Annotated in this window: 15 protein-coding genes; 12 read left to right on the forward strand and 3 right to left on the reverse strand. The window is 66.2% G+C overall.

Translation table 11 applies throughout. The annotated features are described in order from the left end of the window. Positions 1–164: 164 nt before the first annotated feature. Complete coding sequence (locus ACFOOQ_RS16005; protein WP_012112819.1) at positions 165–1091, forward strand: ArdC family protein; 927 nt, start codon at positions 165–167, stop codon at positions 1089–1091. Between the two features lie 16 nt (positions 1092–1107). Here the strand turns inward: ACFOOQ_RS16005 and ACFOOQ_RS16010 are convergent, their stop codons facing one another. Beyond that, on the reverse strand, positions 1108–1536 hold the full coding sequence (locus ACFOOQ_RS16010; protein WP_012112818.1) for a MerR family transcriptional regulator: 429 nt from the start codon (positions 1534–1536) through the stop codon (positions 1108–1110). A gap of 116 nt (positions 1537–1652) precedes the next feature. Between ACFOOQ_RS16010 and ACFOOQ_RS16015 the strand changes: the two genes are divergently transcribed. The 11 genes from ACFOOQ_RS16015 to ACFOOQ_RS16065 all read left to right on the forward strand — a co-directional run bounded on the left by ACFOOQ_RS16015 (position 1653) and on the right by ACFOOQ_RS16065 (position 11177). Then, positions 1653–2048 carry a mercuric transporter MerT family protein gene (locus ACFOOQ_RS16015; protein ID WP_231771510.1) on the forward strand — a complete coding sequence of 132 codons (396 nt, stop codon included), beginning with the start codon at positions 1653–1655 and terminating at the stop codon, positions 2046–2048. 21 nt (positions 2049–2069) lie between these two features. Beyond that, a complete protein-coding gene (locus tag ACFOOQ_RS16020; protein ID WP_012112816.1) occupies positions 2070–2366 on the forward strand; it encodes a heavy-metal-associated domain-containing protein in 297 nt (98 codons plus the stop codon). A gap of 1 nt (position 2367) precedes the next feature. After that, a complete protein-coding gene (locus tag ACFOOQ_RS16025) occupies positions 2368–2616 on the forward strand; it encodes a hypothetical protein (RefSeq protein WP_036742955.1) in 249 nt (82 codons plus the stop codon). Beyond that, positions 2613–4916, forward strand: a complete 2304-nt coding sequence (gene merBA, locus ACFOOQ_RS16030) for a bifunctional organomercurial lyase/mercury(II) reductase MerBA (RefSeq protein ID WP_012112815.1) — start codon at positions 2613–2615, stop codon at positions 4914–4916. The genes ACFOOQ_RS16025 and merBA overlap by 4 nt, the downstream gene beginning before the upstream one ends. Next, complete coding sequence (locus ACFOOQ_RS16035) at positions 4901–6310, forward strand: dihydrolipoyl dehydrogenase family protein (protein WP_246670937.1); 1410 nt, start codon at positions 4901–4903, stop codon at positions 6308–6310. Before merBA ends, ACFOOQ_RS16035 begins: the two co-directional genes overlap by 16 nt. A gap of 241 nt (positions 6311–6551) precedes the next feature. After that, entirely contained in the window at positions 6552–6767 is a 216-nt protein-coding gene (locus tag ACFOOQ_RS16040) for a zincin-like metallopeptidase domain-containing protein (RefSeq protein WP_449265813.1), read from the forward strand. A gap of 99 nt (positions 6768–6866) precedes the next feature. Then, complete coding sequence (locus ACFOOQ_RS16045) at positions 6867–7418, forward strand: hypothetical protein (protein WP_379728478.1); 552 nt, start codon at positions 6867–6869, stop codon at positions 7416–7418. A 652-nt stretch (positions 7419–8070) separates the two neighbouring features. After that, complete coding sequence (locus ACFOOQ_RS16050) at positions 8071–10194, forward strand: ParB/RepB/Spo0J family partition protein (protein WP_379728480.1); 2124 nt, start codon at positions 8071–8073, stop codon at positions 10192–10194. 58 nt (positions 10195–10252) lie between these two features. After that, positions 10253–10471: a hypothetical protein gene (locus tag ACFOOQ_RS16055; protein ID WP_379728482.1), complete on the forward strand. Its 219-nt coding sequence runs from the start codon at positions 10253–10255 to the stop codon at positions 10469–10471. 71 nt (positions 10472–10542) lie between these two features. Beyond that, entirely contained in the window at positions 10543–10956 is a 414-nt protein-coding gene (locus ACFOOQ_RS16060; RefSeq protein ID WP_379728484.1) for a hypothetical protein, read from the forward strand. After that, positions 10953–11177, forward strand: coding sequence for a DUF6117 family protein (locus ACFOOQ_RS16065; RefSeq protein WP_379728485.1), 225 nt, complete (start codon positions 10953–10955; stop codon positions 11175–11177). Before ACFOOQ_RS16060 ends, ACFOOQ_RS16065 begins: the two co-directional genes overlap by 4 nt. Here ACFOOQ_RS16065 and ACFOOQ_RS16070 read toward each other — a convergent pair. Together ACFOOQ_RS16070 and ACFOOQ_RS16075 are read right to left on the reverse strand one after the other, a co-directional pair. Beyond that, positions 11150–11593 (reverse strand): hypothetical protein, encoded by a 444-nt coding sequence (locus ACFOOQ_RS16070; protein ID WP_379728487.1) that lies wholly within the window; start codon positions 11591–11593, stop codon positions 11150–11152. The genes ACFOOQ_RS16065 and ACFOOQ_RS16070 overlap by 28 nt on opposite strands. After that, on the reverse strand, positions 11572–11931 hold the full coding sequence (locus tag ACFOOQ_RS16075; protein ID WP_379728489.1) for a hypothetical protein: 360 nt from the start codon (positions 11929–11931) through the stop codon (positions 11572–11574). Before ACFOOQ_RS16075 ends, ACFOOQ_RS16070 begins: the two co-directional genes overlap by 22 nt. Positions 11932–12011: the final 80 nt, after the last annotated feature.

Below are 12011 nucleotides of genomic sequence, written 5' to 3' on the forward strand. Positions count from 1 at the left end.
CTCCCGTGCTCGCCCGTCGAGGCAGGGCTCGGGTTGTGGCAGACGCTGCCGGCCCATCAACCCTGTTCCGCACCAGCACCGAGAACAGGGTGTGACGGCCCGGCTTCCCGCGTCTGCCCCTGCCGCCTCGCCCTCGACGGAGAGGGCGAACACAGGAGGCAGCCATGACCACCGATCGCACACCCCAGCCCCGGAACGACATCTACGAGCGTGTCACCAGCCAGATCATCGCCGCCATCGAGGCCGGCGCCGACCAGTACCGGATGCCCTGGCACCACGACGGATCGGCCATCACTACGCCCGTCAACGTCGCCTCGCGCAAGGCCTATCGTGGCGTCAACGTCATCGCACTCTGGGCCGCCGCGCACGCCGCCGGCTTTCCCGCCGGCATCTGGGGCACCTATCGCCAGTGGCAGGCGCTCGGCGCCCAGGTCCGCAAGGGCGAGCGCGGGCACCTCGTCGTGTTCTGGAAGACCGTCGATCGCCACGGCAAGGCAGACGTACAGGACGGCGACGAGGATCGCGACGAGCCCGCCCGGCGCATGTTCGCCCGCGGCTACACGGTCTTCAACTGCGCGCAGGTCGACGGCTACACGCCGCCCGAGATACCGGTGCTACCCGAGGCCGAGCGCATCGAGCGGGCCGAACGGTTCTGCGCAGCGCTCGGCATCGACATCCGCCACGGCGGATCGCAGGCCTGTTACCGCCCATCCACCGACCACGTGCAGATGCCCGACTTCGCCTGCTTCCGCGATGCCGCAGCCTATTACGCCGTGCTGCTCCACGAATGCGGGCACGCCTCCGGCGCCAGGCATCGCCTCGACCGTGATCTCTCCGGACGGTTCGGCTCGGCCGCCTATGCTATGGAGGAATGCACGGTCGAGCTCCTGAGCGCCATGATCTGCGCCGACCTCCATCTCAGCGTCGAGCCGCGGCCCGACCACGCCAGCTATATCGCCTCCTGGCTCGAGGTGCTTCGCTCCGACAAGCGCGCGATCTTCACCGCCGCAGCCAAGGCGCAGCAGATCGCCGACTGGCTGCACGCCCAGCAGGGCAACGCTTGCCGGAACGACGTCAGGGGCGCCGCATAGGCGCTCCTCGACCCGATCAGTTGACAGTTCGCTCCCGGAACAGCGCCTCAATCAGCGGACATTCCGGCCGCGTGCCGTCGGCGCATTGCGCGACGACGTCCTTGAGCACCCGCTCCATGCGCTTCAGGTCAGCGATCTTCGCCCGCACATCGTCGAGATGCGCGGCGGCGACCGCGCTTGCCTCGGCGCAGGGCTGGTCGCGTTCGTCGACCAGGCGCAACAGCTCGCGGATTTCGTCGAGTGAGAAGCCGAGCTCGCGTGCCCGCAGCACAAAGCGAAGGCGCCGCTCGTGCGTCGTGTCGTAGCTGCGGTAGCCGGCCGCCGTGCGCGGTGGCTCGGGCAGGAGCCCGACCTTCTCGTAGTAGCGCACAGTCTCCAGATTGCTGCCCGTCCGCCGGGCGAGCTCAGCCCGCTGCAGGCCCTTCACGCCAGCGTGATCGCGCATCGCAAAAATCCCTCTTGACCCTGTAGTTGCTACAGACCGCATGGTACTGCGCAATGAGGATTTCGGCAAGGAAAGCGAGATCGGACATGGATATATCGCGACCCAGCACGGCGGGCATGACGTCCGCCACGACCGACGTGCTCGCGTCGGACCGAGCCGAAGTCGGACGGCAGCGCCTGGTCGCCGTCGGCGGCATTCTCGGCGCGCTTGCCGCCTCCTCGTGCTGCATCGTCCCGCTCATCCTGTTTAGCCTAGGCATTGGTGGCGCCTGGATCGGCAATCTGACGGCGCTCGCGCCCTACAAGCCGCTCTTCGTCGCCGGGACGACGGGCGTTCTCGGCTACGGCTTCTATCTCGTCTACTGGAAGCCGAGGCGGGCCTGCGCCGAGGATGCTGCCTGCGCGCGCCCGATCCCCAGCCGCATTGTCCAGATCGCGCTCTGGTTTGCGACGGTGCTCGTCGCGGCCGCCTTCGCATTCGACTACGTCGCCCCGCTGCTGCTTTCCGCCTGACACCAAGAGGAGACCCGTCCCATGAAGAAGAGTTTGAGTGCTCTTGCTTTGATCATGTCGGTGATGACCGCGCCTGCCGTGTTCGCTACCGAACGCACAGTCACCTTCGCCATCGACAACATGACCTGCGCCTCCTGCCCCTACATCGTGAAGACCTCGATGGCGGCGGTCCCCGGGGTCTCGACGGTGGCCGTCTCGTTCGAAGCCAAGACCGCGACCGTGACCTTCGACGACGCGCAGACGACCCCGGATGCCATCGCGGCCGCCAGCATGAATGCCGGCTATCCGGCCCGCCCGACGCAGGAGCAAGGCAGTTGACATGCATGACCGCGCCCTGATCCGCACCGGCGCCGCAGGCGCCATTGTCGTTGCGATCTGCTGCGCGGCGCCACTCCTTGCCGTGCCCCCGCCGCTGGCCGGCCTCGGCGCGTGGTTGACGGGTTCGGGTCTGGTCGTGCTTTCCCTGATCGCCGCGGGCCTCGGGCTTGTCGCCTGCGGCATCCATCATCGCCGTGCAAAGGTCGTCTGTTCCAACACGAAGATTCTGAATGAAGGCCTGAAGCCATGAACGATTGCTGCACATCCTCCGCGTCCCGCGACAAGGCGACGGTTTCTACATCCGCAACGGTGCCGAGCTTGGCCGTGCGGCCGGGTGTGACGTTTCCGGACTGGTCGGTGGTTTCGTCACCCGTGGTGAAGGAGGCCCTGCTGGCCATGGTCGGCTCCGACCATGTGCTCAACCGCTGGAGCGGCTACGAGGCGGCCACGGATCGCGTGCGCGTTGCGTTGCTACAGCTCTACGCCGAACACGGGCGAGCCCCGACCCCAAGCGCGCTTGCCAAGCGTGCGGGGCTGAGCGAGGAAGCCGTCCGTGCGCTGCTCGAAGAGCTCCGCCGTCGCGACCTCGTCGTACTCGATGGCGACATGATTGTCGGCGCGTATCCCTTCACCGACCGCGACACCGGCCACCGGGTCACACTGGACGGACGCACTCTTACTGCGATGTGCGCGGTCGACGCGCTCGGCATCGGCGCTATGACCGACCAAGACATCTCGATCGTCTCGCGCTGCCGCCACTGCGGCGCGCCGGTCCGGATCACCACGCAGGAACGGGGCCGGGCTCTGGCCGACGTTGAGCCGACGACGGCCGTCGTATGGCTCAGCGTCCATTACGAAGGCGGATGCGCTGCGAACTCGCTGTGCACTGCAACATCCTTCTTCTGTTCCGACGATCACCTCGCCGCGTGGCGCCGGCAGCGTCCTGCAGACGAGCCGGGATTCCGGCTGTCGATCGAGGAAGCTCTCGAAGCAGGTCGGGCGATCTTCGGGCCCAGCCTTGCCGGAATCGGCACAATCGCCGGCCACGGCAACAACGCGGCCGAGACACAAGGTGAGCCTCAATCGTCGGGCGATACGGCATCGCCGGACAGGCCCGTGACGCATCGGCGCCTTGGCACGAATGGCCGCAACAATGGTTCCTACGACCTTGCCATCATCGGCGCCGGCTCGGCCGGCTTCTCGGCCGCGATCACGGCAGCCGATCAGGGCGCCCAGGTGGCCCTCATCGGCAGCGGCACCATCGGCGGCACCTGCGTCAATATCGGTTGCGTGCCGTCGAAGACGCTGATCCGCGCCGCCGAGACGCTCCACAATGCCCGAGCCGCGGCACGTTTCGCCGGCATCACGGCCGAGGCCGAACTGACCGACTGGGGCGGAACCGTCCGTCAGAAGGACGCGCTGGTTTCGGAGCTACGTCAGGCCAAGTACGCCGACCTGCTCCCGGCTTACAACGGCATCGCCTATCGCGAAGGGCCGGCGCGCATCGTGGACGGCGGCGTCCAGGTGGACGGCACGTTTGTCTCAGCCGGCAAGATCATCATCGCGACCGGCGCGCGACCGGCCGTCCCTGTCATCCCAGGCATCGAGACCGTGCCATACCTGACGAGCACGACGGCGCTTGATCTCGAGGCGCTGCCCCGATCTCTGCTCGTGATCGGCGGCGGCTATATCGGGGCCGAACTCGCCCAGATGTTCGCCCGCGCCGGCGTCGAGGTGACGCTGGTGTGCCGCTCGCGTCTCCTTCCGGAGGCCGAACCCGAGATCGGCACGGCGCTGACGGGGTATTTCATGGACGAGAGCATCGCGGTGATTTCCGGCATCACGTACCGGACGATCCGCAAGACCGCGGACGGTGTTGCACTCACTGTCCATCGCGACGGCAAGGACGTCACGATCGACGCCGATCAGGTGCTCGTGGCGACGGGCCGCGCGCCCAATATCGAAGGTCTCGGGCTCGCCGAGCATGGGATCGCTCTCTCGCCGAAGGGCGGCATCTTCGTCGATGACCGCATGCGCACGACAAGATCGGGCGTGTACGCTGCCGGCGACGTCACCGGTCACGATCAGTTCGTCTACATGGCCGCCTACGGTGCCAAGCTCGCGGCGAAGAACGCCCTCAACGGCGACAGCCTGCGCTACGACAACAGTGCCATGCCGGCCATCGTCTTCACCGATCCGCAGGTGGCGAGCGTCGGGCTGACAGAGGCGGCTGCGCGGACCGCCGGCCACGCCGTCCGTGTCTCCACGATCGGTCTCGACCAGGTGCCGCGCGCGATTGCCGCCCGAGACACACGCGGGCTCATCAAGCTCGTCGCCGACGCTGGCAGCGGCCGGCTGCTCGGGGCGCATATCCTCGCACCGGAGGGAGCCGACAGCATCCAGACGGCGGCCCTGGCAATCCGGCACGGCCTCACCGTCGACGACCTCGCGGATACGCTCTTTCCGTATCTCACCACCGTTGAGGGCCTGAAGCTCGCGGCTCTTGCCTTCGACAAGGACGTGGCGAAGCTCTCATGCTGCGCCGGCTGAGCCGTGAAGGCTCGGATGTCGAACGTGACAATGTTGGAGGAGATCTAGTGGCGAAGAGATATGACCTTGCGATCATCGGCACGGGAACGGCTGCGATCGTAACAGCACACAGGGTTCGTGCGGCTGGCTGGAGCGTCGCCGTCGCGGACTTCCGGCCCTTCGGGGGCACCTGCGCCTTGCGCGGTTGCGATCCGAAGAAGATGATGGTCGGCGGCGCCGAGGCGGCTGATCACGCCTGGCGCATGAGCGGACGTGGAATCGAAGGGGACGCGACGCTCGATTGGACGGGACTGATGGCCTTCAAGCGCAGCTTCACCGATCCGGTACCGCAGAAGCGTGAGAAAGCCTTTGCCGACAAAGGGATTCACGCCTTCCACGGTCACGTTCGCTTTATCGGCCCGAATGCGCTCGAGTTCGGAGGAGAGAGGATCGAGGCGGACCGTATCGTGATCGCCGCCGGCGCCGAGGCCGTGCCGCTCGGCATTCCGGGCGAGCAGCACCTGATCACCAATGAAGGCTTCCTGGAACTGGAGAGCCTGCCTGAACGCATCGTCCTTGTCGGCGGCGGTTATATCGCGGCCGAGTTTTCGCACATCGCGGCGCGCGCCGGAGCACAGGTCACAATTCTTCAGCACGGGAAGCGAATGCTCAAGCAATTCGACCCCGATCTCGTCGGCTGGCTGATGGACAAGTTCAGCGAGCGCGGCATCAATGTCCGCACACAGGCAGGGGTGACCGCCATTGAGAAGGTATCAGACGGCTATCGCGTCCGGGCGGACTGTCCTGACGGCGAACTCGATATGGACGCAGATCTGGTCGTCCATGCCGCGGGTCGGGCGCCGGCGCTCGCGACGCTCGATCTCGATGCCGGGAGCGTAAAGCACCATAACGGGCGGCTGGCGTTGAACGGATTTTTGCAAAGCGTCTCCAACCCCGCGGTCTACGCAGCAGGTGATGCCGCCGGCCTAGGACCGCCGCTCACTCCGGTATCAAGCCATGACGCGAAGGTAGTCTCGGCGAACCTGCTCAACGGCAACACGGTCAGGCCTGAATACACAGGCGTTCCGAGTGTCGCCTTCACCATCCCGCCGATCGCAGCCGTCGGCATGAGCGAAGCCAAGGCGCGTGAGAAAGGCCTGAACGTTCGCGTAAAGACCGAGCGCGTGGACGGCTGGTTCACCGCACGCCAGCAGGCCGAGACGGTGTATGGCTTCAAAACGTTGGTCGACGCGGACACTGACCGCATCCTCGGCGCCCATCTTGTCGGTCCGCACGCTGACGAAGTGATCAACATCTTTGCACTGGCGATCAGGCAAGGGCTGACGGCAGAGCAGTTGAAGACCACCATGTTCGCATATCCCAGCGGCGCGTCAGATATCGGCGAGATGCTTTGAGCGTAAGTGAGGTGGTCGACCGGTACGGCCGCGGAGCAGTCTGCACGAAAGAAATCCCTTCACCAGTCGCATTCGGTTCGCTGAGCAGTCGTAAAAACCACGAACCGCAATGCGAAGAGCAGCCCTCCAGATACTCCCGAGTGTCTCACCCGTTCTAAAACCGCGCAACGCCGCCAGATCGGCTGGTTTCGGCTGATGAAAGTCCGCTGAGACAGCTTGACTGTTCAGATAACGCGCCGAGATGAACGCCGCCTTCTGCTGTGCCTCGCTCGGCATCGTTCCGACCGTGCGCCATGCCGACTACATCGGTTCGTGGCTTGAGGTGCTACGGGAAGATAACCGCGCCATCGTCCGCGCAGCCTCGCAGGCGAGCAAGGCGGCCGACTGGCTGCTCGGCTTCGCCCCCGATCTCGCGTTGCGAACGCCGGAGCTGGACGATGAACGCGAGGCGGCGTGAGTGAAGCTTCGGTGGATATCGGTGTGTCGCGTCTATCTTTGCTCGCAACTTCCGGTGATTTCTGGAGTAATTAGGAATCGAAGCTGAGACGGTGCGCCAATGGAGAAGTACCACATCAAACTTACGAAAGAAGAGGCCGAGCTTTTATCGAAGATCGACCTCCGCTCTCATCATCCCCATCATGACGATGGTCGTGCAGCATATCTGAATAACCAGGAGCCGATCCTGGCACTTCTCAAGTTGCTGAGCGCGCGGAAAGCCGTGCCGGAGGTGCGCCTCAGCTATTGGAATGATCCCAACTATCGGACCGGCCGCGTCAAGGGCTCACGCAAGGGCCTGTTTGAGCGGAATGGATGCACCGGCTCCGATATCTACACGCATCCTCATTTCCTTGAGCATCTGCGTTATTTTCTGTTCGGGACCGAATTGCCGGAGCCCGTTGTCAAAGAGTTTGAGGCGAAGGTGGGCAACCCTGAATGGGTTTCTTCGAGCGACATCGTTCCGATCGGCAAAGCGGCGCGTGAGCTGACGCGGAGATACCGCTTGGATATCGCCGATGCACCTGAGGAGTTTTTTAAGCTCTGCTTGGATATGGGACTAGGTCTCAGCACGGCTGAGAGCGTGATGCGATCGGTCAAGCAGGTGCGGTAGCTGGGTAATCGCGATGAGTGCAAGAACAGCGATAGCACCGACGACGGCCGCAACCGCAAGCGACCACGCCGACTGGATGCTCGGTTCCTTAGCCGGCGAGACGCTCGTCGCCCGTCCCGATTGCGAGGCGGCCTGAAACGGCCCTGGCCTTGATCGGCGCGTTGTCGAACTTATGTATCGCTCTGCTTCGCATGATGGCGCTTCGCCGTCAGCCCCGATTCCGATCAGGGCCCCGTCCTCCAAACGTGGAGGTTAACCGGCGCAGCCCCGCGGAGGGGCGCGTCGTGTGCGGCAGTTTTCTCCGAGGGCCACTTTCAACCTTTGGAGAAACATCATGCCACGTAAGTCAGCCCCCTATACCGATGCAGAAATTGCGCTTGCGAAGCGCCTCTTTGCCCAAGCGCAGGCCAGTGGGACATTGAAGCCCCCACGCGGCCTCATCGCGATCGCACTGAGCAACGGATATCGTCAATCCGTCTCGCAGACCGTGACCTATCGAGACTACCTCCGTGACGCGCGGCAGAGGCTTTCGCTTCGTGTCGGCGTCAGTGGTGGGCGTCGCCGGAAGTAGAGGAAGAGAGCGGATGGGATTTCGTGACGGGTTGGAGGTCGAGAGAGAGGCTCTCGGCCGCCCGTCGCGGAGTACATCCCGATGGCTACTGCCGTTCAGAAGATCACCCTGTCGTCCTCGCGCGACATCCCCTTCAACAAGCTGGCGCTCAGCCAGTCCAACGTCCGGCGCGTGAAGGCCGGCGTCTCGATCGAGGACCTGGCGTCCTCGATCACCCGACGCGGCCTGATCCAGAGCCTCAGCGTCTTCCCCGTCGTCGACGCCGAGGGCAACGAGACCGGCATGTTCGAGGTACCCGCCGGCGGTCGCCGCTTCCGGGCGCTGGAGATGCTGGTCAAGCAGAAGCGCCTCGCCAAGATCGCGCCGGTTCCTTGCGTGGTGCGTGAGCGCGACAGCGGCATCCTCGCCGAAGAGGTCTCGCTCGCCGAGAATATCGAGCGCGCGCCGCTCCATCCCCTCGACCAGTTTCGCGCCTTCCAGGACATGCGCGACAAGGGCATGAGCGAGGAAGAGATCGCGGCCGCCTTCTTCGTGCCGGCGCAGGTCGTGAAGCAGCGGCTGCGGCTGGCGTCCGCGTCGCCGGCGCTGCTCGATGTCTATGCCGAGGACGGCATGACGCTGGAGCAGCTCATGGCGTTCACCGTGTCGAACGACCACGCCCGCCAGGAGCAGGTCTGGGAGGCGATCAAGGACGCCTGGTCGAAAGAGCCGTACCAGATCCGGCGCATGCTCACCGAAACCACGGTGCGCGCCTCGGACAAGCGGGCCGTTTTCGTCGGCGTCGAGGCCTATGAGGCCGTCGGCGGCGTCACCATGCGGGATCTCTTCCAGTCCGACGATGGCGGCTGGCTGCAGGACCCGGCGCTGCTCGACCGGCTGGTCGCCGAGAAGCTGAAGGCCACGGCCGAGGCGATCGCGGCCGAGGGCTGGAAGTGGATCGAGGTCGCGGTCAGCTTCCCCTATGACGCCACCCGGGGCCTGCGCGAGCTGCAGGGCGAACCGCTCGACCTCTCGACCGAGGAACAGGCCACCATCGAGGCGCTCAACGCCGAATACCAGAAGCTCGAGGCCGAATATGAAGGCGCCGACGAGCTGCCGGACGACGTCGACCAGCGGCTCGGCGAAATCGAGACGGCGCTCGCCGCCTTCGAAACCCGGCCGGTGCGCTTCGAGGCGGACGACATCCCCCGCGCGGGCGTGTTCATCAGCATCGCCCACGACGGCAGCCTCGACATCGATCGCGGCTACGTCCGGGCCGAGGACGAAGCGCCGATCGAGATCGAAGGCGAGACCGGCGTGGAAGGCGGCGGCGATCCGGCCGAGCCCGTGGTGCAACGGGCGGTCATCACGATCGGCGGACAGCCCACCGAGCCGGAGGACGACGAGGACGACGCGATCAAGCCGCTTCCCGATCGCCTCGTCACCGAGCTGACGGCCCATCGCACCCTGGCGCTGCGCAATGCGTTGGCCGGCCACCCGCATGTCGCGATGACCGCGCTGCTGCACAAGCTGGTCTCCGACACCTTCCAGCACCGCATGTACAAGGGCGCGATGGAGGCCTCCGTCAGCCACGTCTTCTTCCCCGTGCAGGATGACGCGTTGAAAGACAGCCCGTCGGCGCGCGCCGTGCATGAGCGCCACGAGGCCTGGGCCGGCGACATCCCCGCCAAGGACGACGCTCTGTGGGATTGGCTGGCGGCGCTCGACGATACCAGCCGGATGGCGCTCCTGGCGCATTGCGTGAGCTACGGCGTCAATGCGCTCTACGAGAAGCCCAACCCGTATGGCGGCAACGGCGTCTCGCAGCACGGCCTCGACATGCGGCTCGGCCAAGCCGACCGACTGGCCCGCGCGACCGGCCTCGACATGGTGGACGTCGGCTGGCGTCCGACCGTCGGCAACTATCTCGGCCGGGTCACCAAGCCCCGCATCCTCCAGGCCGTCCGCGAGGGCGCTGGCGAACAGGCCGCGCAGCTCATCGACCACCTGAAGAAAGGCGACATGGCCAAGGAGGCCGAGCGCCTGCTGGCCGACTCCGGCTGGCTGCCGGAACCGCTGCGCCTGGTCACCGAGACCGAGGCGGCCACGCCGGAGACCCAGACCGGCGGCGAGGATGACGGCGCGGCACTGCCCGACTTCCTCGCGGGTGATGACGAGGAAGCCCCCTCCGAAGACGAGGAACAACACCTCGCCGCGGCCGAGTGAGCGCAGGCGGAGCGGCTTCGGCCGCTCCGCCCATTCCTCCAACGCAAGGAGCAGCGCCATGTCGCAATCTGCCCCGGCGCCCCGGCGCGTCGTCTTCCAATATCTCGTCCCCGTGCATGTCGAGGTCGAGGACGGGCTCGTTGCCCACGTCACCGTCATCGACGAAACGCCGGTCAGCGATCCCACCGTCGTCGAGGGCGACCCCGCCTATCTCGACGACGCCGTGCGGGCCGCCGACGACGGTCAACCCTGGCCGTCCTGGCAGTTCAGCTACTAGCCCGACCGCCCTTCGATCCCTCCCGAGCCCGGCCCAGCGCCGGGCTTTTTTCGTTTCAGGAGCCCCCCGCCATGACCGATTTTCTCACTCGCTATTCATGCCTGCTCGACGTCGGCACCGCCGCCAACGCCGCGAGCGCCTTCGACATCTACACCGCGCTGATCGCCGAGAACGGCCGCGAAGACCCGCCGGCCGAGCCGTTCATGCTCTCGCTGACGCCCGAGCACGGACCGGCCCGCCTTTGGCTGCGCGATCCCGGGAGCGCCGACCAGCAGCTCGCGATCACCTTCGTGACACGCTGCGCCGAGGCCTTTGGTCTGACCGGTCGCTGCGGATTCCAATGGGCGAACATCGCCTCGGACCCCGTCGTCAACGGCTTCTCCGGCGGCGCCCATGTCCTCGATCTTTCGACCGGTCAGACGCTCGAATGGATCAGCACCGGGCGCTGGCTCGCCGACCGACTTGGAGAGGGAGGCGCGCGATGAGCATTCCCGACCATACCCGCGCCAACTTCCAGACGCTGCTGCGCGCCGCGACCAGCGGCGACCTGGCGTTGATGGAATGCACCGAGGTCGCGACCGGCGAGACACGCTACGTCATCTGCGCCGTCGGGCGCGATGCCGGCGACTACGTGTTCACACCGTTCGGCCATCTGGCCGACGGCAATCCCTTCGACCTTTACCGTCCGCCCGAGGCCTCGACCTGAGGGCGGACGCGCTCGAAGAGGTCCGCGACGATCGCGCGGGCCCTGGCCGGAAACGCCTCGTCACCGGCCGGCACGACGAACCTGTCGAACGCGTGGTTCGGATAGTAGGCGTTCAGCACGGAGACGACACCGTCCAGCTCGGCCACCGCCTCCAGACCTGCGGCCTTGGCAAAGGCCAGCGCCTTCTCCAGATCGTGGCGGACATCCCGACGACAGCGATCGTCGCTCCAGCCCTGGGCGACGAGGAACGCCTTCAGCGCCAGCTCGGTGGCAATGGCGACCGCGTAGCAGACCTCGCACGCATCGCCGCGATCGGCAGAGGCTGCGCTCGGCAGGAAGCCTTTGCCATTGGCGAAGAACGTGGCTGCCAGCTCGCGGTCGATGTCGCCCGCCGCTACCAGACCGCGACTTCCCACTGGCCGTTGACCCGCGCGAAGCCGATCGGGCGGTTCTGCGGCGCCGCACCGGGCTTCGCCGGGTCCATGACGAGCTGCGTCATGCAGGTCACGCCGGGTCCGACGCCGCCCGGCGAACAGTCGCCGAGCTTCAGCGCCGCACGTTCGAGCGACGTGCCCGTGAATCGGCGATAGCGCCGGACGGCGGCCGTCGCTTCTTCCTCGCTCGGCTGCGCCACGCCCGCGGTCATGGCCGGAGACGCCGCGACGGGCGAGATCACCGGCCGGAGAACGAGGCCCGCGCCGAATCCGACTACCAGGCATCCCGCCGCAATGATGCCGATCGCGCTTCCCTTCATGCCGTCTGCCTTCCTCGCCCGGCGCGGCGAGCCCGTGAGAGGAGACGCCGCGGCTAATTTTCCCAACCGAGATTAGCGTC

The sequence above is a fragment of the Ferrovibrio xuzhouensis genome, assembly GCF_042648965.1.
Lineage (GTDB): Bacteria > Pseudomonadota > Alphaproteobacteria > Ferrovibrionales > Ferrovibrionaceae > Ferrovibrio > Ferrovibrio xuzhouensis.

What these genes read in the sequence shown, in the direction of transcription:
- ACFOOQ_RS16005 (WP_012112819.1), top strand. Translation starts at nt 165, where the DNA reads ATGACCACCGATCGCACACCCCAGCCCCGGAACGACATCTACGAGCGT.
- ACFOOQ_RS16065 (WP_379728485.1), top strand. Translation starts at nt 10,953, where the DNA reads ATGAGCATTCCCGACCATACCCGCGCCAACTTCCAGACGCTGCTGCGC.
- ACFOOQ_RS16035 (WP_246670937.1), top strand. Translation starts at nt 4,901, where the DNA reads ATGCTGCGCCGGCTGAGCCGTGAAGGCTCGGATGTCGAACGTGACAAT.
- ACFOOQ_RS16050 (WP_379728480.1), top strand. Translation starts at nt 8,071, where the DNA reads ATGGCTACTGCCGTTCAGAAGATCACCCTGTCGTCCTCGCGCGACATC.
- ACFOOQ_RS16045 (WP_379728478.1), top strand. Translation starts at nt 6,867, where the DNA reads ATGGAGAAGTACCACATCAAACTTACGAAAGAAGAGGCCGAGCTTTTA.
- ACFOOQ_RS16020 (WP_012112816.1), top strand. Translation starts at nt 2,070, where the DNA reads ATGAAGAAGAGTTTGAGTGCTCTTGCTTTGATCATGTCGGTGATGACC.
- merBA (WP_012112815.1), top strand. Translation starts at nt 2,613, where the DNA reads ATGAACGATTGCTGCACATCCTCCGCGTCCCGCGACAAGGCGACGGTT.
- ACFOOQ_RS16025 (WP_036742955.1), top strand. Translation starts at nt 2,368, where the DNA reads ATGCATGACCGCGCCCTGATCCGCACCGGCGCCGCAGGCGCCATTGTC.
- ACFOOQ_RS16060 (WP_379728484.1), top strand. Translation starts at nt 10,543, where the DNA reads ATGACCGATTTTCTCACTCGCTATTCATGCCTGCTCGACGTCGGCACC.
- ACFOOQ_RS16010 (WP_012112818.1), bottom strand. Translation starts at nt 1,536, where the DNA reads ATGCGCGATCACGCTGGCGTGAAGGGCCTGCAGCGGGCTGAGCTCGCC.
- ACFOOQ_RS16075 (WP_379728489.1), bottom strand. Translation starts at nt 11,931, where the DNA reads ATGAAGGGAAGCGCGATCGGCATCATTGCGGCGGGATGCCTGGTAGTC.
- ACFOOQ_RS16040 (WP_449265813.1), top strand. Translation starts at nt 6,552, where the DNA reads ATGAACGCCGCCTTCTGCTGTGCCTCGCTCGGCATCGTTCCGACCGTG.
- ACFOOQ_RS16015 (WP_231771510.1), top strand. Translation starts at nt 1,653, where the DNA reads ATGACGTCCGCCACGACCGACGTGCTCGCGTCGGACCGAGCCGAAGTC.
- ACFOOQ_RS16055 (WP_379728482.1), top strand. Translation starts at nt 10,253, where the DNA reads ATGTCGCAATCTGCCCCGGCGCCCCGGCGCGTCGTCTTCCAATATCTC.